Raw genomic sequence first — 18,110 nt, forward strand, 5'->3', positions numbered from 1 at the left:
CTCCTCATCAGTCCAGTAAATTTTTCGCCTTGGTATAATTAAAAACAGGGCCTTCTAAACAAACATATGTTTCATTTATCTTACAATGACCGCACTTGCCAACACCACAGGACATTCTTCTTTCAAATGATACCCAGATTTTCTCTTCAGATACTCCGTTTTTTAAACATTCTAAAGCGGCGAAGTGCATCATAACATGAGGTCCTACGATTACTACATTATAGTCCTCAAATGAATTGAATGGTATTTTCTTAATGTGTTCGGTAACAAGGCCAACTTCAAAACCTTCTATTATATTTCTATCAAGAGTATAGATCGTGTTAAATCTTGTTCTAAAATTTTTTAGATCCTCTTTAAACAAAATATTCTTTTCATCCCTGAATCCAGCAATAAAGTACAGGGATTTTATTTCATTTGGATTTTCGTAAAAATACTTTAAAAAACTTCTAACAGGAGCAACTCCAGTACCACCGGCAATGACAACCAAATGTTTGCCCTTAAATTCCTCTATCGGAAATGAATTACCGTAAGGTCCGCGCATAAATATCTTATCACCGGGCTTTAAATTGAATATCTCATTGGTAAGCTTTCCTACTTTCCTTATAGTAAGCTCCACCCAATTTTCACCCATAGAACTTACTGATATAGGAGCTTCTCCAATTTTAGGTATAGATACCTGAAAAAATTGCCCATGTTTAACTTTTGCGCTGGTTTCTACTCTAAAGGTATATACGTCTTCTGTTTCGGGAATAATGTCTATTATTTTATGTGGATGGGGAAGCATTATATTTTCGCTCATTTATTTTCCCTCCTCAGTTGATGGTGCTTGTTCTCTTGTTCGGCTAACTTCTCCTTTTTTAAGTTTTTCCACTTCATCATATAAACGATTAATAGTAGAAGAAAAAGATATTAGTTTAGGACATCTTTCCTCACAACGTCCACAGCCAACACACATATTCTCATCTTTAAAACGAACTTTGTAGTCGTAGATTTTGTGTAGGGTTCTAAACCTCATCCGCTCTCCAGCAGTTTTTCTAAAGCTCCATCCTCCCGCCATTGTTGTGAAATCTTCGTGCATACAGCTTGTTTGAACCCTTCTTCTTTCACCTACTCTGCCATTTTCGGTATATATGATATCTAAGGTATTAAAACAGCTGCAGGTTATACACACTGCGCTGCACGCTCCACAGCTTATACATCTTGAATTATAACTTTCCCACATCTCAAGGTTGTAAATTTTTTCTAACAACTCTTGGCTATCAATTTCAGGGATATTAACTTTTGTTGGGTTAGAAGTAACAAACTCAGGTGTAAATTCTACTTCTCTTTCATTGGCAAATAAATTTATAAATTCATGGTCTTTTACTTCTACCAATATGTTGTCCCCATCAAATCTAACTGCTAAACTGTAGTTGTCGGTTTTGTTAGAACCCATTGAGACGCAAAAACAACTATCCCAACTTTCTTTGCATTCCATCAAAATAAACTTTACTTTTTCTCGTAAACGCTTGTAGTAGATATCTTCTGCTCCCCCATTTTTGAGAAAGATAGTGTCAAGTCGCCTAAAGCCATTTATATCACAGGAACGGGCAAATATTAGAATCTTTTTATCGTCTACTTTGCTTTCTCTATATTCATCTTCGGTAAAGTAGAATAGTGCTTGGGTAATCGGATAGATCACTTCTTTTGGTGAAAAATGTGATTTCTCGTCATAGACTACATCCTCAATCGAGTTAATTTCTGCATATCGAATTAAATCTGTGTCTGAATAACGACCTCGCTTTTCAAAGCGTACAGGTGCATATATTCTATAGTCCTTTTGTAATACTTTTAAAATTTCATCCATTCTTTTAGTGCTTACACAATAACTCATGCTCTCTCTCCCTTCAATATGTGTTAACCTAAAGGTTATTTACAATCACTTTGTCAAATAATTAACTTTATCATAAGTATAACACCTGTAAAAATCCCAGTCCAATAAGAAATGGTTATAACATTAATAATGATTTCTTATATATCTACAAATACCAATTTTTACATGTCCATATTAAAAGTCCAAAGTATAACTCACTCTCGTAAGAAGACAACACTAAAAACGTTCATTTTGTCTTTGTTATTAGTAAAACAATATGGTACCATTATACTTGATAACATTATGATTATATGAGGTGACCGGTATGACCCTTAGAGATATAGAAATTTTCGTTACTGTTTGTGAGCTAAAAAGTATGTCTGCTGCCGCAAAAAAGCTCTATATGTCACAACCTGCTGTAAGTCAAGCTATATCACAAATAGAAGGAGAATTTCAGATCAAACTCTTTGACAGAATAGGCAAAAAACTTAGCCTTACCTACCCAGGTGAAATACTTTATAGTTACGGAAGACGCATACTCAATCTTGTTAGGGAAGCAGAAAATATCCTTTATGATGTGAGAAATATGAGGATGGGAAGACTAAATGTGGGAGCCAGTACCACAGTAGGAATTTATCTGCTTCCGAAAATAATTGGTGATTTCAGAGAAAAATTCAGTGTGGATGTTTACTTTACAATCGACAACACAGCAGGAATAGAAAAGCTAATACTTGACAATGCTATAGATCTTGGTATTGTAGAAGGACCAGTACACTCAAGGGATATTATTGTAATACCATATATAGACGATGAATTGTATCTTGTATCCTCAAAAAACCACAGATGGGCAGAGAAAGGAATTATCTGCCCCGAAGAAATTGAAAATGAAGATATAATTATGCGAGAAAAGGGAAGCGGAACGAGGGAAGTTTTTGAAGAAACAATGGCGAAAAATAATGTGAGGTACAGAATAAAATATGTTCTTAACAGTACCGAAGCAATAAAAAAGGCTGTCGAAGCTAATATAGGTGTTTCGGTCATTTCTAAGCTGGCTGTGGAAAAGGAAATAAGAGATGGCAGACTTGTGAAAGTTAATATTGAAAATATTAGATTTGAAAGAAAGTTTAGTATCATTTATCATAAAGATAAGTTCAAATCAAACTTATTTGAAGAGTTTATAAAACACCTTTATGATTACACCGTAAATAAATAAGATTAAAAAAAAAGTATCCACCACCCCCTTCTTATTAAGAGATAAAATAATGTCTATATTCCGAATTTGAATGTTCTATTTTTAGATATATCAAACCAGTTGTTGGCAAACATGGTTAAAAAGAAGTTATCTTTTTCATTTAATTGAACTAATTCGGCCTTAAAATTTTTAAATTCCTCGACTGAATTTACTTTCACATAAAAACCGTCTGCTGTTATAATTGGCAGTTCACTGTAGGTGTACCCATCCAAGTTTATCAAGTCACTCAAGCAACCTTTTCTAATTTTTGCAATAAGTTTTTTGTTCAAATCAATAATATCAAAGCTGTCAGGATAAGAATAAGTCTCACCTTCAATAGGAACAGCATCTCCTACTTTGAATGTTCTGGGGTGATTAGAATATTTTCTGATAATACCTTCGGGTAGCAAATAGTAATACTCATCAAAGCAGCTAACTACCATTTCTATATCTTCTTTTACAAGCTTAGTTACCTCTTCTTTCAAATCTGCTAAACCTGCTACAATCCCTCCACCAGAAACATCATAACCATCTACCAAAACAAATCTTCCTGTTGAAGAATTTGCTTTAAATTCATCAAAGCAAATCTTTTCCTTTGTTTTGATAGTTACTTCTGCAACATCGTTTGTTCTAACTTCATTAGCATTTTCGATAGTCTCAAGAGTTGTCGCGTCAATAACTTTATCTATTGAAATAATTTCGCATTCTGTCTCTTGTGTTACAAGCTTTAGCTTATATGTTTTGTTTCTTACAAGATTCTTTTTCCCAAGCCAAAACAGATTTGCCCTGAATGTATCTGAAACATATAAAGTGTTATCATCTTTATGAACAATAATCTCTCCCCTTTTGTTAAAAAACTCATCTTCAATAGTAATCCCTACAGACATTCCTGCCATAACTTCATTCTTGTTATTGTTTTCTGGCCAAAATTCAATTGATTTAACTTTGCTAACCTTTCCTTCTGGCAGGATTTTTATTTCATCTCCCGCTTTTAATCTTCCAGACTCAAGTCTACCAGCTATGATTCTCCTCTGGTCAAACTTGTACACATCCTGTATAGGAAATCTCAAAGGTTTGTCTTCCAATTCTTTGTCTTTTTCAAAAAGGTCCAAAGCCTCAAGTAAAGGCTCTCCTTTGTACCACGGCATTTTATCAGACTTTCTTGTTATGTTCTCTCCTAAAAAGGCTGATACTGGAATGTACTTTTGGGGATATACATTGAGCTTGTCCAAAAAGCTGGATATTTCGTATTTGATTTCTTTGAACTTTTCTTCTGAAAAGCCTATCATGTCCATTTTATTAACTATAACATACACTTTTTGTATTCCCAATAAGGATAGAATATAAGCATGTCTTTTTGACTGTTCTTGCACACCTTCAGCAGCATCAATAACAAGAAGTGCTGCTTCTGCATTTGCAGCACCTGAAATCATGTTTTTGAGAAATTCCTTATGCCCTGGCGCATCAATAATCAAATAGTCCCTTTTTGGGGTTGAAAATTTTATCTGGGTCGTGTCAATTGTAATTCCTTGTTTTTGCTCTTCTTCTAATGCATCTAAAAGGTATGCATATTCAAAGGGTCTACCTTTTTCTTTGCATATTCTCTTTACTCTTTCTATTGCAGCTTCAGGAACAGATTTGGTATCATAAAGAAGTCTTCCGATAATTGTAGATTTACCATGGTCAACGTGACCTACTACTACAATCTTAAGTAGCTCTCTTGCTGTCATAACTCCAAATACCTCCTCATGCATAGTCTTACATGTACCCTTCTTTTCTCAGTTTTTGCATTGCATATGCATCTTCTTGGTCTTGAGCTCTTCCTGCTCTTTCATTAATTTTGGTATTTTTTAACTCTTCGATTATATCATCAATTGTTGTTGCGTTTGACTCAACAGGGAAGGTGCAAGGTGCACATCCAAGAGATCTATACCTCTTACCATTTTTAGCAAAATACAAATCGATGACCGGGATGTTTTCACGTTTGATGTACATCCAAATATCAATTTCTGTCCAGTTAAGCAAAGGATGAACTCTTACATGGCTTCCTTTAGGAAAATCTGTATTGAACTGGTTCCAAAACTCGGGTGGCTGATTTGTATAGTCCCATTCAGAATCCTCATTTCTCAGGCTAAAGAACCTCTCTTTAGACCTTGAGCCCTCTTCATCCCTTCTGATACCAAGTATCAAAGCTTCAAACTTGTATTTATTAATTACCTGCTGGAGCGCATCTGTCTTTAGGGCCTTGCAGCAAACAAGCCTTCCCTTTTCAGGTCCCATCCCTTGTTTTAGTGCTTCTTCATTTATGTGGACAATTAAATCAAGGTTGTATTCTTTAGCCAATTTATCTCTGTATTTTATCATTTCTGGAATTTTATATGTGGTGTCTATATGAATCAATGGAAACGGGCAATGTCCAAAAAATGCTTTTTTGACCAGCCACAAAAGGACTGTCGAATCTTTTCCTATTGACCATAGCATTGCTATTTTGCTAAATTTGCTATAGGCTTCTCTCAAAATGTATATGCTTTCTGCTTCTAATCTATCTAAGTGATCCATTTTATTCTTCCCTCCTAATATGTGGTGTTATCATTAGGATTTTGGATAATTACTTCTTTTTCGCCACTTGGCTTTTCAAAAAACCAATAAAGTAAATCATTTTCTTTTTTCACGTACATAATAGTTCTTCTTCCGCCAATATCTGCTCCTAAAAAGTATTTTATTGCTTGAAATCTACACTCCTTTACACATGCCGCACAGCCCCAGCAATCCCGTGGGTCTCTTATAAATGCTTTTTTATTTTCATCTATGATAATTAAATTACCTGGGCAAATTTCAGCGCATTTTCCACATCCAACGCATCTTTGTCTGTCAATCCTTATGCTCATATACCTCATCCTTTTTTACTAAGCTTCTAAAGATTATCTTGACTTTGCCGTCTTCAAAGCGGGAATTTACATACTTTAAAAAGTTCTCATCATCCTTATAAGGATAATCAACAAATTCTTGAAACGCTCTCCATCTTGTTTCTTTCCTTGCTTCTAAGTGATGTAGCAAAACTTTGCAAACATAGAGTCTGTCAATAAGTTCATAAATTTGCATGAGCTGATAAGTATTTTCTGCTCTTAAATTTTGGGCAAGTGAAAGAAGTTCCTCTATTCTTTCTTTTGCAACTTGTAGCCCTTTTAGATTGTATGCATAACCTGTCGAAATCCCACCAGCATAAACATCCATTACTTTTTGCATAGCTTCTTCTAATTCTTCTGTGGTGTACAAAGGAGAAGTATTGTTGAAAAATCTCTGCACTTCATTGAGTTTTTGCTCTATTGAGGATATATCTAAGGTTTCAAACTCTTTATCTTTTATATACTCCAATGCAGAATTTGCAGCTATTTCAGCCTCTGCAAAACAGCCTGTCACATACTTGTGAGGACACCCACCAACAACATCCCCTGCTGCAAATAGGCCTTTTAGGGTTGTTTGTCTCTTTGTGTCTACCCAATAACCACTTGCTGAATGTCCACCAACAATATATGGCTCTGAACCTTCAATTTCGACATTCTCAACCGATGGCCCTTTGCCACTGTCGATCCACTTAAGAGTTTGTGAAGGTGCCATGTGAAGGTAAGCTTTTATCAGTCTTTGCTCATCCTCTTTTGAAATCCCTACTGTTTTTAAATAACATGGACCTCGGCCTGCTTTTATTTCCTCAATTGTTGAGAATACTCTGTTGTATGTGGTAGGTCTTCCATATTTTCTTTCATAGCACTCACCTTTTGAATTAACAAACTCTGCTCCTACCTCTTGAGCGATTGTTCCTGTTGGGGCTAACGTATCCTTGCAACGAAGCGCAATAAATCTAACTTCATAACTTGTCATCTCACAACCTGCTCTAATTCCCATTGCATACCCAGAACCCACATTGAAAGGTGGATACCACATCTTGTGTCTTGAAAATCCAGGGTTGTTGGGCCTGTAGAGTCCCGCAGCACCACCTGTTGCACAGATTACAGCCTTGGCAGTGATAATGTAAAAAACATTGCTATTTATAGAGAATCCATATGTCCCTATTACTTTATTGTCTTTGACGATGTAATCAATGATATTCACATGATTTAGCACTTTGATATTTCTTTTACTCTCAACTGCTTTTGCTAAAATTGGTTTTATATTTTCGCCGTTAATTTTTATGTTTCTCTTACCTCTTGCCAAGTATTTCCCATTTGAATCTTTTAAAATGACAAGACCCATATCTTCAATCTTTTTAGTAACCTCGTTTAATCTCAACGCAATTGTGTAGACCAAGTCTTCTCTTACAATATTTTCATAATCTTCTTTAACATATTGCAAATATGTCTCTGGAGTTTCACCTTCTGTGATATAGGCATTGAGAGCATTGACGCCTGCAGCAAGGCATCCGCTTCGCTTAATGTTTGCCTTTTCTACAATCAAAACATTAGCATTTGACGCTTTTTCGGCAATTGTTATTGCAGCAAAGCAACCAGCCGTTCCACCACCAATTATGAGTATGTCGGTTTTGAGCATCTTTACCTCAAAATTCATGAGCTTTCTCACCTTTCTTGAAAATAAAGATCATAATCAAACCTTTTCAAGTGCCTGGTAAAAATCTTCTATTATGTCTTCTACATCCTCAAGGCCAACACAAATTCTTATCATATCTTCATAAACACCCATAGCTTCTTTTTCTTCAACATCAAAGCTTGCATATATAGTTGATGCAGGATGCACAACAAGTGTTCTTACATCCCCTATATTGGTTGAATTTATTGCATACCTCAATGAATCTATCACTTTAAAAGCATTCTCCTTTGTTCCAACTCTTATAGTCAATATTGCTCCGTACTTGCCACCAAACTGCTCTGTTGCAAGTTGATGATATATACTTTCTTCAAGCCCAGGGTAATTTACTGAAATAACCTTCTTATTTTCTTTTAGAGCTTTTGCAAGGCAAAGAGCATTTTCACATATTCTTTCCATGCGAACACCTAAAGTCTCAAGCCCGATAGTGGTTAAAAATGCATTAAAAGGTGATATACAGGCACCAAAATCCTTCAAGAGATTATTTCGAAGTCTTGCGATATATGCAAATTCACCATACTTTTTGTAATCTTTTAGCAACGGATACTTATCGTAATCAATTTTCGTGTTACCGCTTGCTACTACAATTCCGCCAATACAGCTGCCGCTTCCATTAATAAACTTTGATGTTGAATGAACCACTACATCAGCACCAAGTTTTATGGGTTTTACAAGATACGGTGTTGTGACAGTGCTATCAACAATAAGTGCAATGCCATGCTTATGTGCAAGCTCAGCAATTTGTCTGATATTTGGGACATCAAGTCTCGGATTTCCTATTGTTTCGATAAAAATTACTTTAGTTTTGTCTGTTATATGCTTTTCAAAGCTCTCAAGGCTGCTATCTTCTGCAAATCTTGTCTTAATACCAAGGTTTTCAAATGATCTGAACAATGAATATGTGCCACCAAAAATCCCGCTTGCTGATACAATTTCATCTCCATTTCTTACTAAATTCAATATTGCTAAGGCAACGGCTGCCATGCCAGACGATGTGGCAACAGCAGCAATGCCTTCTTCTAAAAATGCTATTCTTCTTTCAAATGCTTCAACTGTGGGATTGTTAATCCTTGTATATATAAAGCCCGGCTTTTTGCCAGAAAAAACCTCTTCCAACTCACGTGCAGTTTCGTATTGGAAAGAATTACATTGGTATATTGGAATGTTTGTTGCTCCCTTATCTTCTTTGGGGCCAATGTTTCCGTGAATTAAAGAAGTATTAAACCTCATTACAGCCCACCCTTTTTTACAAATATTGTATATGTCCCATCATTGTTATTTATTACTTTCAAAATCTCATGTCCTTCTTCTTTTAAGCTTCTTGGGACATTTTGAATGGGCTCACCCTCGTTCATTCTTATTTCTATGATTTGCCCTACCTCCATATCCTCCATTGTAGCTTTTGCTTTTACAAACGTCATTGGACACACAAGATTAGTAATGTCCAGAAAAACATCAGCCTTGATATCACTCATCAAAATCACTCCCTTTATTTTCTATTGCTTTTTCCAACTCTTTTTTAAATATATCCCATCCCACTCTCTCTAAGGTATTTCTAAACCTTTCGCCTTGCTTGCCATATTTTTTGTAAAACTTGAGTGTAGCTTGAATGACCTTGTGAACATCCTCTTTTGAAAACAGTATTGGCAAAATTTGTTTCGCAAGTGCTACATTGTTCCCAAACATACCACCAAAATAGAGAAGATAGCCAGGCTTGCCTTTCCATGAATTAGTCGGGCACGACTTTACACACCTTCCGCAATAGGTGCACTTGTCTCTATCTATGGTAATCTTTTTGTTCTTCTCATCTATTTGTATTGCTTTTGCTGGACATACAGCCTGGCAAAGCCCACAAAATGTGCAGCTGCTCTCTTCCCACTCAGGTTCTATCGCTCCTTTTATACCTAAATCATTTTCCTCAGCTTTAAGGCAATTATTACCACAACCTGTTATGCCGATTTTAAACTTGTGCGGAAGTTCTTGAGCATAATATCTTTTGTCGCACTCATTGGCAAGCTCTGTTGTGTCTATAATTCCATTTGGGCAAATGCTACTACCTTGGCAAGCAGTAATTGTTCTTACTCTTGGTCCGCATGCACCAGGCTCAAGTCCTGCTTCCGATAGCTCTTTTTTGACTGCCTCTATATCCTGTAACTTAATAAACGGAATCTCTACTCCCTGGCGTGCTGTCAAGTGAACATATCCTTTGCCATATTTGTTTGCAACTTCGTATATTTTTTTGAGCTGACTTGATGTTAACCTTCCACCAACCACTCTTAATCTTAGTGAAAAATGATCTTTTTGGACTTGGCGCATAAACCCCCCTTTTTTCAGTTCATTATAATTTACCTCTTTCACTTGAAATACCCCCTGCTTTTTCAAATGATTTGTATCTCTTCTTCTTCCACATAGCTCTCATATATCCTAAATGATTTTAAAACAGGATTTTTTTCGTCCATGAGCGATAATATAAGATAGCTCAAATCCCTGTCAAAAGCAAGTCTCTTATCCTCTTCAGATGGTCTTGAAGGTGATGTTGGATGGCTATGGAAATTACCAAGTAATACCCATCCGTTTTTTCTCATATCTTTTACAGCTGCAAACTGCTCAAGCGGGTCCATTGAAAAATGCTCTGGGCTTTGGTCAACATTAGTAAGCAAGTAAACCTTTTTGACAATTCTTTTTTCATCTTCAATAACTCCACCCAGAAGTCCGCATGCCTCTATAGGCAAGGAGTTTAAACAATGATTCAAAATCTCCTCATATAATGTTTTTGGCAATATTATCAATTTTTCTTTGTCCCTCCTGTTTTTTAGACATCTATTCTTGCACTCTTCTCGTTAGTTTTTTAAATCACATTGGGGCTGCTCATAGTCAATTAACTCTTTTATTGTTGGATTTTCACCGCACACCTCACAGCTTTCTCTCTTGTTTATCTTTACTTTTCTAAAATCCATCTTAAAAGCATTGTAAATCAGGATATATCCTGTTAGAAGTTCACCAATTCCAAGCAAATATTTAATTGCTTCTGTAGCCTGGATTGTGCCAATTATACCACCCATCACACCTAAAACTCCTGCCTGCTTGCAAGTTGGAACTGCATCAGGTGGCGGTGGGCTTTGAAAGATACATCTAAAGCATGGTCCTTTTTCTGGCACATATGTCATGGTTTGCCCATCAAATCTTATGATACCTGCATGTGAAAATGGCTTTTTTAACATCACACAGGCATCGTTTATCAGAAATTTTGCTGGAAAGTTGTCTGTGCCGTCGATTATAAAATCATAATCTCTGTCCTTGATAATATCTATAATATTGCTTGAATTTACCATTTCACGATAAGTTACTACTACCACATCCGGATTTATTTGGTTTATCTTTTCCTTTGCAGAAAACACCTTTGGCTTGCCTACATCGGGTGTAAAATGTATTATTTGTCTTTGGAGATTGGAAAGTTCAACAGCGTCGAAATCAACAAGTCCAATTGTCCCAACACCGGCAGCTGCCAAAAACATTGCAGCAGGTGAACCAAGTCCCCCGGTCCCAATGATCAAAACCTTAGATTCCAAAAGTTTTTGTTGTCCTTTAGCTCCAACCTCGTTTAGGATGATATGTCTTGAGTATCTTTCAAGTTGGATGTCTGTTAGCTTCATAATAGTCCCCCTCCCATGAAATATAGAAACTCAACCTCATCGCCTTCTTTTACTGTAACCTTATCATATTCACTTCTGGGGATAATTTGGCCGTTGAGTTGCACTGTTACATATTCTTTCATTGAAACATTCAAAGCATCTAACATCTCAAAGATTGTCATCTCTCTTTCAATTTGTACTTCATTTCCATTTGCTTTAATTTTCATTCTTTTCTACCTCCCTCAGGAATTTTTCATGTATTTTTAAGGCCCCATCTAATTCTTATTTGATTTTCTAAGGGGCCAAAAATTGCCTTTTCTATCACAAGCCCAAATACAATCGTTACTATCATCACGCTAATGACTTGACTCATATCTGCAAGGTCTCTTCCAACCATGAGTACTTGCCCCAAACCTTTTGTAGCAAAAAGCATCTCACCTGCCATCAAAGCTCTGAATGCAAATGACCAACCTTGCTTCATGCCTGAGATAACAAATGGAAGGCTTGCAGGAAATATAACATTCAGGTAAAGTCTTAATCCTGTTGCACCCATTGTCTTTGCAGCTTTTATATAAAGTGGATTGACATTTTTAATACCTGACTCAACAGCAAGTGTAATAGAAAAGATAGAACCTATTGCAGTAACAAATATAATTGCTTTTTCTGAAAGACCATACCATAATATAGCAAACGGTAACCAGCATACACTTGGCAGTGTTTGAAAACCAAGAATAAGAGGCCTTAAATTCTTATCTAAAAATTCAGATTTTACAATTGCAAGTCCGACAACAACCCCTATAACAACAGCAATCAAATACCCTATAAGCATTCTCCTCACTGTTGCTATCATTGCCACAGTTAAAGTATTGTCGTTTAAAAGTCTCACAAATGTCTCTATCACTGAGATAGGAGATGGAAAAACATAAGGTTTCCATATCTTAAAAAGCTCAACAAAAATCCTATAGACCAATTCCCAAGCTACTATCAGAGCTATATAAAACAGTGTCCTTTTCAAAACTCCAATCGCTATCGTATTCTGCTTTTGCAATCTTTTCCACCTCATCTTTTAATTCTTTCATAATGGCAGATATCATATAAACTATGTCTGGATTGTCAAGAAGTCGCGGTCTTGCAAGTTTTATTTCAAAAACTTTTTTGATTTTTCCCGGGTTTGAAGACATAACCACCACTTTGTCTGCTAAAAGAACTGCTTCTTCTACGTTATGTGTGACAAATATAATTGTCTTTTTTGTCTCCCACCAAATTCGTTGAAGTTCAAGTAACAATATATTTTTAGTTTGGCTATCAAGCGCTGCAAAAGGCTCATCCATGAGCAAAACTTCAGAATCAAGTGTCAATGCTCTTGCTAAGGCAACTCTTTGTTTCATTCCACCCGATAATTGGTGAACATAAGCGTCTTTAAACTTTGTTAAGTGAACCATTCTTAAGTATTTGAGCGCTTTTTCATACCTTTCTTTCTTAGGGATACCGCATATTTTCATGCCGAATTCAACATTGTCAATGACTTTTAGCCATGGAAATAAAGCAGACTCTTGGAACATTACAATCCTATCTGGTCCGGGTGACAAAATCTCTTTGCCGTTTAAAAAAACCTTTCCCTCAGAGGGTTTTTCAAGTCCTGCAATTATATTCAAAAGTGTAGACTTCCCACATCCAGAGGGACCAAGAATACATATAAATTCCCCTTTTTGTACTTCTAAATTTATTTTTTCTAACACAGTTATTTCTTTGTTTTTTGATAGAAATTTTTTGCTTACATTTTCAACTGCTAACGCCAATTTTTAATACACCTCTTTGTTCTTAATTGTATCTAAAATTTCTGTATTTACTAGCTCTTCTATATTTAGCTTTTCTCTTAAATATCCCAATTCAAAATATGACTTAATTGCTTTTTCTAAGGATTCCCTTTGTATTTCGCTTGTAAGTTTGATATTTTTGAAGGATTCTTTTAGGATGTCCGCCGGCAGCGGTTTAGAAGTTATCTCAGAAATTTGGTTATTTATTATTTCACATGATTTTTCAGGATTTTTTTCAATAAATTCTGTTGCCTCAAGATGTGCTATGAGAAATTTTTCTACAATATCAGAATGCTCTTTTAAAAACTTTGAAGTAGTGATAACTACTGTTGTAGGAATATCTATGTATCGTCTTATTTGGTTACTGTCAAGTACAACATTGCTATTTACTTCTTTTTTTAACCTTGTTCCCCAAGGCTCAGGAACCAGCGCTGCATCTATCTGATTTCTATCAAGCAAAGTTTTAATATCTGGATTTTCAGCCTGAATAATTTCAACATTTCCACCTTTAGTAGTATCTTTAAGTCCAGCTTTACTTAGTAATAACCTTAACACAATATCCTGAGTATTCCCATATTGAGGAACTGCAATTTTCTTCCCTTTTAAGTCACCTAAACTCTTTATATTCAAATTGCGCCTTGAAACCAGCATCATTCCTCCGTTTGCAGCTCCTGCAATAATCTTTATTTCTCCATTTGTCTTTGCAAATCCATTTATCGCAGGTATAGGTCCAATATAGCCTATGTCAACTTCATCTGCCAAAAATGCTTCTATCTCAGCTGGACCTGCATTGAAAACCTTATATTCAACTTTTACATCTTCACCTATTCTCTTTTGGAAAATGCCAAGTTCTTTCCCTACCAATGCTTGGGCATGAGTTATGTTAGGGAAAAATGCAATTCTTACCTTTAGATTTTTGTTTTCTTTTCTTGCATAGCATCCTGAAAGGAGAAATAACAATGCAATTGGCAATAAAATTGATGCAATCACTTTATAATATCTTTTTATTTCCATTTATGTACCTCCCTAATATTAACTATTTGTATCGAAATACTTCAAATTCAGGTTATTTTTTTACCTCTGCTTAAAAAACTAAAGAGCAGAGGCAAATTTTTAACTTCAAACTTATAAATTTCTATCTGTATACTTGGTTATTAAAATTATAATACATGGTAATTTTTATGTCAATAGTTTTTTTAATGTTTTTGAAGACCTCAAACTGCAATATCAATTTTTCTATTGTTCTTCTTTTAACTTCACTTCGTGTACACATCTCTTCTTCTTTGTGGTATTGTATTATTTAAAATAACTTTTAAATTTTTGAACTATGACAGCAATAAAGGAGAGAGCCGTCAATGATATATTTCATCACTGCCTTTTATTCTGAAGCCAAGGCTTTGATAGACTCTTTCGGACTCAAGAAATTATACGAACCATCAAAATTTCAAATTTTTTCTGGCGATGAGATTCTTCTTATAGTGAGCGGAGAGGGAATTTTACAAGCTGCAATAGCCACCACATTTGCTTTGACAAAGTTTGGAGCAAGTGATAGATGTATAGCCTTGAATATTGGAATTTGTGGTGCAAAGGAAAAAAAACTTTCAAAAGGCGATGTCCTGCTGTGCAACAAGATAATAAATCATCACTCAAAAAGGGCATTTTACCCCGACATTCTGATAACTCACCAGATGAAAGAAGTCTGTCTTGAAACTTTTTTATTTCCTGTTAAGAAAGATACCTTTACTGGTGAGATTGAAGGGGATATAGTTGATATGGAAGGAGCAGGATTTTTTGAAGCAGCCTTAAGCTTTTTAGCCCCTCACAATGTCCATTGTATTAAAATTGTTTATGATTTTTTAGAATATGAGAAGATAGAACCACAAGAAGTTACAAATCTTGTAAAACAAAGTATGCCTTTTATAGAAAACTTTATAAATGCCCTTGTTGAGGTGAATCTTGAATTTTGCGCCACTATGGTCGAAGAGGAAAAATTAAGAGAAGTGATTGAAAAGCTTAAAAGTAGTCTGCGTCTTACTACTTCCATGACATATCAACTTGAGAAATTGTTAAAGAGTTATATAATAAGACATGAAAATCTGCCAGAGGATATCTCAGAGTTTTTTAATATAAATGTAAACTCAAAAAAGGAGGGCAAGCAATACTTTGAAAAACTCAAAAAACTCCTTATTAGCTAAACATTTTTCTCATATATACATTGAAAGAGAGATTATTTCCCATCCGATTACAAAAATAATTTTAGATAAATTCCCTAACTCTGTTTTAGTAGAAATAGATAACTACAAAGAAGTTTTCTCAAGACCAAGACAAAATTATAAACTTCAAGAGATTAGTAAAAAACTAATACTTGCTAAAAAGAAGGGTGAATTTCTATACCCTGGTCCTCCTCTGTGCCATGATTTTGGATACAATCATTTTTATTATACCAGTCTCATTTTAAATTGCATCTTCAGCTGTGACTATTGTTTCTTGAAAGGAATGTACTCTTCTGCTAATATAGTAATATTTGTTAACATAGAAGACTATTTTGAAGAGATTGACTCGGTTTTGAAAAGACATCCCTTGTACCTATCAGTGTCTTATGACACTGACATTATGGCATTTGAAAAAATTGTTCCTTTTTGCACCATGTTTATTGAATATGCAACTTCAAGAAAAGATTTGACAATTGAAATCAGGACAAAGACTGCAAACTATGAAGTTCTGCAAAGTCTAAAACCACCCGAGAACGTAATTTTAGCATGGACCTTGTCACCCCAAGAAATTATAGAAGAGTTTGAGCATAAAACTCCAAGTTTGTCTGCAAGGCTTGATGCAATCAAAAAGGCTATTGAAAATGAGTGGAATGTAAGACTTTGTTTTGATCCCCTTCTGTTTACCAATAATTGGAAAGAGATATATTTAAAGTTTATAAATAATGTGTTTGAAGAAATACAGCCCTCTAAAATTACAGATATTTCTGTTGGTGTATTCAGAATTCCAAAAGATTTTCTCAAGAGAATGAAAAAAGTATTCAAAAATGAAATTACTCTATTTCCTTATGAAGAAGAAAATGGTGTTTTTACTTATCCTTTTGAATTAAAAAAAGAGATGATGGACTTCTTCATTTCAAATTTGAGTAAATTTGTTCCCAAATCAAAGATTTTTGTGATATAAAAAATAGCACCCAAAACTAGGGTGCATTTTTTCAAACTTTTATCTTAAAATTAATTATTTTTGATTTATGAGTGGTTTTAAGTAAAAAAGAGCAATCAAAATACCAACAATAGAGAGGATAGCTGTTATATAGAAGTTAAACGTATAGCTCCCAAAAATATCTCTAATCTTTCCAGAGATTAGGTTTCCTAAAATAGCCCCCGCTCCATAGCCAGTAAATAGAATACCATAATTTTTACTATAATGAATTGTTCCAAAAAATTGTGCAGTCGCAGTCGGAGCAATTGAAAGCCAACCACCTAAGCTCAACCACAACAAACTAAAAGTTATCATAAACAAAAGAGTCATTCCCTCTTTTGCAAAAAGCATACCGAACGACGCCAAAAACATTAAAGAAAAATTAAATATTGCCGCAAACCTCGGTGTAATTTTATCTGTGAGCCATCCAAAAAATGGTCGCCCAATTCCATTAAAAATAGCAAAGACAGAAACTGACGCAGCCGCAGCTTCAGCTGATAATTTTATTATTTCCTGCCCAACAGGGCTTGATATTCCAATTGCCATCAACCCACTCAGCGTCCCTATAACAAAGCAAAACCAAAGAGCCCAGAAGGTTTTTGTTTTTACCATCTCAGAAGAAGAATAAGAAAGTTTATCTTTTTTGATCTTAAACCCTTCATCAGTTGTTACTTCTCTAAATGGAAATTTTAATGGAATTGATAATAAAATAATAACAATCAGAAAAACTACTCCTAATATTCTAAATGTTAAAAGAGGACCATACATCTCTATAAGTTTTCTTGCAATAGGTGCTGTAATAAGAGGCGACATGCCAAATCCTAAAACAGTCAACCCAACTGCAAATCCTCTTTTGTCTTCAAACCATTTCACAGAAACTGCAATCGGAACTCCATACGCAATTCCCACGCCAGTTCCAGCAATAATTCCATATCCCAGAATAAGATATATCAAACCATTAGAAAAACCTGCTAAAATCCAACCAATACCAACTAAAATTCCTCCAAGTATTGATACCATCCGCGGTCCAAACTTATCTAAAACCCTTCCCGTAAGGGGCATCAAAATAGCATAAAATACGAGAAAAATCATGTATGGCAAACTACTTTCGGTTGCACTCAGCTTAAACAGTTGCTCCAGCGGTTTTCTAAACACACTCCATGAGTATACAGAACCAAGACATAAATTAATAATAAGTCCCAATAATATGTAAACATAACGACTTTTGTTGGTTACAAAATTCCCAGGATGATTTTTCGTCACCCATCCTGCCTCCTTTTAAGATATTCTTCATACCCAACACTTTCTAAGCCTTTAGCTTTTTCTTCTACTTCTAATCTCATTTTTTCTTTATATTCAACCACCTTTTGTCTGATATTGGGATACTTTATACCAAGGATTTCAGCTGCCAAAATACCAGCATTTTTGGCATTATTTATCGCTACCGTTGCAACAGGCACTCCTGCTGGCATTTGCACAATTGACATAAGAGAATCCAGACCATTTAAAGAAGAAGTTTTTACTGGAACGCCAATAACCGGCAAAGATGAAATTGAAGCAACCATGCCAGGAAGGTGTGCAGCACCGCCAGCCCCAGCAATAATTACTTCTATCCCCCGTACTTCTGCCTCTTTTGCATATTTGAACATCCTCTCAGGAGTTCTGTGAGCGGAAACAATTGTTATCTCATACTCTATCCCAAAATCTTCTAAAACTTTTGCCGCCTCTTTCATAACAGGAAGGTCAGAATCGCTCCCCATAATAATTCCAACAAGTGGTTTTTTCAT

General features: G+C 35.3%; 20 protein-coding genes. 3 read left to right on the top strand and 17 right to left on the bottom strand.

The window, feature by feature from the left end; all coding sequences use genetic code 11:
- Positions 1-7: 7 nt before the first annotated feature.
- A complete protein-coding gene (asrB, locus tag OTK01_RS07695) occupies positions 8-799 on the bottom strand; it encodes an anaerobic sulfite reductase subunit AsrB (RefSeq protein ID WP_029227511.1) in 792 nt (263 codons plus the stop codon).
- Positions 800-1,873: an anaerobic sulfite reductase subunit AsrA gene (gene asrA / locus OTK01_RS07700; RefSeq protein WP_029227510.1), complete on the bottom strand. Its 1,074-nt coding sequence runs from the start codon at positions 1,871-1,873 to the stop codon at positions 800-802.
- Between the two features lie 304 nt (positions 1,874-2,177).
- Between asrA and OTK01_RS07705 the strand changes: the two genes are divergently transcribed.
- Positions 2,178-3,065, top strand: coding sequence for a LysR family transcriptional regulator (locus tag OTK01_RS07705; RefSeq protein WP_029227509.1), 888 nt, complete (start codon positions 2,178-2,180; stop codon positions 3,063-3,065).
- A 53-nt stretch (positions 3,066-3,118) separates the two neighbouring features.
- Here the strand turns inward: OTK01_RS07705 and OTK01_RS07710 are convergent, their stop codons facing one another.
- From OTK01_RS07710 to OTK01_RS07770, 13 genes are read right to left on the bottom strand one after another with little or no spacing between them, the layout of a single operon-like run.
- Positions 3,119-4,813: a sulfate adenylyltransferase subunit 1 gene (locus OTK01_RS07710; RefSeq protein WP_029227508.1), complete on the bottom strand. Its 1,695-nt coding sequence runs from the start codon at positions 4,811-4,813 to the stop codon at positions 3,119-3,121.
- Positions 4,814-4,841: 28 nt separating this feature from the next.
- Entirely contained in the window at positions 4,842-5,642 is an 801-nt protein-coding gene (gene cysD / locus OTK01_RS07715) for a sulfate adenylyltransferase subunit CysD (RefSeq protein WP_029227507.1), read from the bottom strand.
- A 14-nt stretch (positions 5,643-5,656) separates the two neighbouring features.
- The gene (locus tag OTK01_RS07720) at positions 5,657-5,971 is read right to left on the bottom strand and encodes a 4Fe-4S dicluster domain-containing protein (protein ID WP_029227506.1); all 315 of its coding nucleotides are present in this window, start codon (positions 5,969-5,971) and stop codon (positions 5,657-5,659) included.
- Entirely contained in the window at positions 5,955-7,646 is a 1,692-nt protein-coding gene (locus OTK01_RS07725; RefSeq protein WP_029227505.1) for an adenylyl-sulfate reductase subunit alpha, read from the bottom strand. The genes OTK01_RS07720 and OTK01_RS07725 overlap by 17 nt, the downstream gene beginning before the upstream one ends.
- Before the next feature lie 36 nt (positions 7,647-7,682).
- The gene (locus OTK01_RS07730; RefSeq protein WP_029227504.1) at positions 7,683-8,912 is read right to left on the bottom strand and encodes an O-acetylhomoserine aminocarboxypropyltransferase/cysteine synthase family protein; all 1,230 of its coding nucleotides are present in this window, start codon (positions 8,910-8,912) and stop codon (positions 7,683-7,685) included.
- On the bottom strand, positions 8,912-9,157 hold the full coding sequence (locus OTK01_RS07735) for a sulfurtransferase TusA family protein (RefSeq protein ID WP_013403429.1): 246 nt from the start codon (positions 9,155-9,157) through the stop codon (positions 8,912-8,914). Before OTK01_RS07735 ends, OTK01_RS07730 begins: the two co-directional genes overlap by 1 nt.
- Positions 9,150-10,040, bottom strand: coding sequence for a 4Fe-4S binding protein (locus OTK01_RS07740; RefSeq protein WP_029227503.1), 891 nt, complete (start codon positions 10,038-10,040; stop codon positions 9,150-9,152). The genes OTK01_RS07735 and OTK01_RS07740 overlap by 8 nt, the downstream gene beginning before the upstream one ends.
- A gap of 20 nt (positions 10,041-10,060) precedes the next feature.
- Positions 10,061-10,471, bottom strand: a complete 411-nt coding sequence (locus OTK01_RS07745) for a M67 family metallopeptidase (protein WP_029227502.1) — start codon at positions 10,469-10,471, stop codon at positions 10,061-10,063.
- 51 nt (positions 10,472-10,522) lie between these two features.
- Positions 10,523-11,335 carry a HesA/MoeB/ThiF family protein gene (locus OTK01_RS07750; protein ID WP_029227501.1) on the bottom strand — a complete coding sequence of 271 codons (813 nt, stop codon included), beginning with the start codon at positions 11,333-11,335 and terminating at the stop codon, positions 10,523-10,525.
- Positions 11,332-11,541, bottom strand: a complete 210-nt coding sequence (gene thiS, locus OTK01_RS07755; RefSeq protein ID WP_029227500.1) for a sulfur carrier protein ThiS — start codon at positions 11,539-11,541, stop codon at positions 11,332-11,334. Before thiS ends, OTK01_RS07750 begins: the two co-directional genes overlap by 4 nt.
- 26 nt (positions 11,542-11,567) lie before the next feature.
- Positions 11,568-12,284, bottom strand: a complete 717-nt coding sequence (locus tag OTK01_RS07760) for an ABC transporter permease (protein ID WP_029227499.1) — start codon at positions 12,282-12,284, stop codon at positions 11,568-11,570.
- A complete protein-coding gene (locus OTK01_RS07765; protein WP_029227498.1) occupies positions 12,274-13,113 on the bottom strand; it encodes an ABC transporter ATP-binding protein in 840 nt (279 codons plus the stop codon). The genes OTK01_RS07760 and OTK01_RS07765 overlap by 11 nt, the downstream gene beginning before the upstream one ends.
- A gap of 3 nt (positions 13,114-13,116) precedes the next feature.
- Positions 13,117-14,145, bottom strand: a complete 1,029-nt coding sequence (locus tag OTK01_RS07770; protein ID WP_029227497.1) for an aliphatic sulfonate ABC transporter substrate-binding protein — start codon at positions 14,143-14,145, stop codon at positions 13,117-13,119.
- Between the two features lie 341 nt (positions 14,146-14,486).
- Here OTK01_RS07770 and OTK01_RS07775 point away from each other — a divergent pair, with 341 nt between their 5' ends.
- Together OTK01_RS07775 and OTK01_RS07780 are read left to right on the top strand one after the other, a co-directional pair.
- Positions 14,487-15,326: a 5'-methylthioadenosine/S-adenosylhomocysteine nucleosidase family protein gene (locus OTK01_RS07775; RefSeq protein WP_013432474.1), complete on the top strand. Its 840-nt coding sequence runs from the start codon at positions 14,487-14,489 to the stop codon at positions 15,324-15,326.
- Complete coding sequence (locus OTK01_RS07780; protein ID WP_029227496.1) at positions 15,295-16,305, top strand: SPL family radical SAM protein; 1,011 nt, start codon at positions 15,295-15,297, stop codon at positions 16,303-16,305. Before OTK01_RS07775 ends, OTK01_RS07780 begins: the two co-directional genes overlap by 32 nt.
- A 54-nt stretch (positions 16,306-16,359) precedes the next feature.
- Here the strand turns inward: OTK01_RS07780 and OTK01_RS07785 are convergent, their stop codons facing one another.
- Positions 16,360-17,586 (bottom strand): L-lactate MFS transporter, encoded by a 1,227-nt coding sequence (locus tag OTK01_RS07785; protein WP_029227495.1) that lies wholly within the window; start codon positions 17,584-17,586, stop codon positions 16,360-16,362.
- A complete protein-coding gene (gene purE / locus OTK01_RS07790; protein WP_013432471.1) occupies positions 17,583-18,110 on the bottom strand; it encodes a 5-(carboxyamino)imidazole ribonucleotide mutase in 528 nt (175 codons plus the stop codon). Before purE ends, OTK01_RS07785 begins: the two co-directional genes overlap by 4 nt.

Origin of the sequence: Caldicellulosiruptor acetigenus (assembly GCF_026914305.1) — a bacterium.
Classification (GTDB): Bacteria; Bacillota; Thermoanaerobacteria; order Caldicellulosiruptorales; family Caldicellulosiruptoraceae; genus Caldicellulosiruptor; species Caldicellulosiruptor acetigenus.

Bases quoted from the DNA above. Each gene is read 5' to 3' on its own strand.
- OTK01_RS07725 (WP_029227505.1), bottom strand. From the start codon at position 7,646: ATGAATTTTGAGGTAAAGATGCTCAAAACCGACATACTCATAATTGGT.
- OTK01_RS07710 (WP_029227508.1), bottom strand. From the start codon at position 4,813: ATGACAGCAAGAGAGCTACTTAAGATTGTAGTAGTAGGTCACGTTGAC.
- OTK01_RS07775 (WP_013432474.1), top strand. From the start codon at position 14,487: ATGATATATTTCATCACTGCCTTTTATTCTGAAGCCAAGGCTTTGATA.
- OTK01_RS07720 (WP_029227506.1), bottom strand. From the start codon at position 5,971: ATGAGCATAAGGATTGACAGACAAAGATGCGTTGGATGTGGAAAATGC.
- OTK01_RS07770 (WP_029227497.1), bottom strand. From the start codon at position 14,145: ATGGAAATAAAAAGATATTATAAAGTGATTGCATCAATTTTATTGCCA.
- OTK01_RS07750 (WP_029227501.1), bottom strand. From the start codon at position 11,335: ATGAAGCTAACAGACATCCAACTTGAAAGATACTCAAGACATATCATC.
- OTK01_RS07735 (WP_013403429.1), bottom strand. From the start codon at position 9,157: ATGAGTGATATCAAGGCTGATGTTTTTCTGGACATTACTAATCTTGTG.
- asrA (WP_029227510.1), bottom strand. From the start codon at position 1,873: ATGAGTTATTGTGTAAGCACTAAAAGAATGGATGAAATTTTAAAAGTA.
- cysD (WP_029227507.1), bottom strand. From the start codon at position 5,642: ATGGATCACTTAGATAGATTAGAAGCAGAAAGCATATACATTTTGAGA.
- thiS (WP_029227500.1), bottom strand. From the start codon at position 11,541: ATGAAAATTAAAGCAAATGGAAATGAAGTACAAATTGAAAGAGAGATG.
- purE (WP_013432471.1), bottom strand. From the start codon at position 18,110: ATGAAAAAACCACTTGTTGGAATTATTATGGGGAGCGATTCTGACCTT.
- OTK01_RS07730 (WP_029227504.1), bottom strand. From the start codon at position 8,912: ATGAGGTTTAATACTTCTTTAATTCACGGAAACATTGGCCCCAAAGAA.
- OTK01_RS07705 (WP_029227509.1), top strand. From the start codon at position 2,178: ATGACCCTTAGAGATATAGAAATTTTCGTTACTGTTTGTGAGCTAAAA.
- asrB (WP_029227511.1), bottom strand. From the start codon at position 799: ATGAGCGAAAATATAATGCTTCCCCATCCACATAAAATAATAGACATT.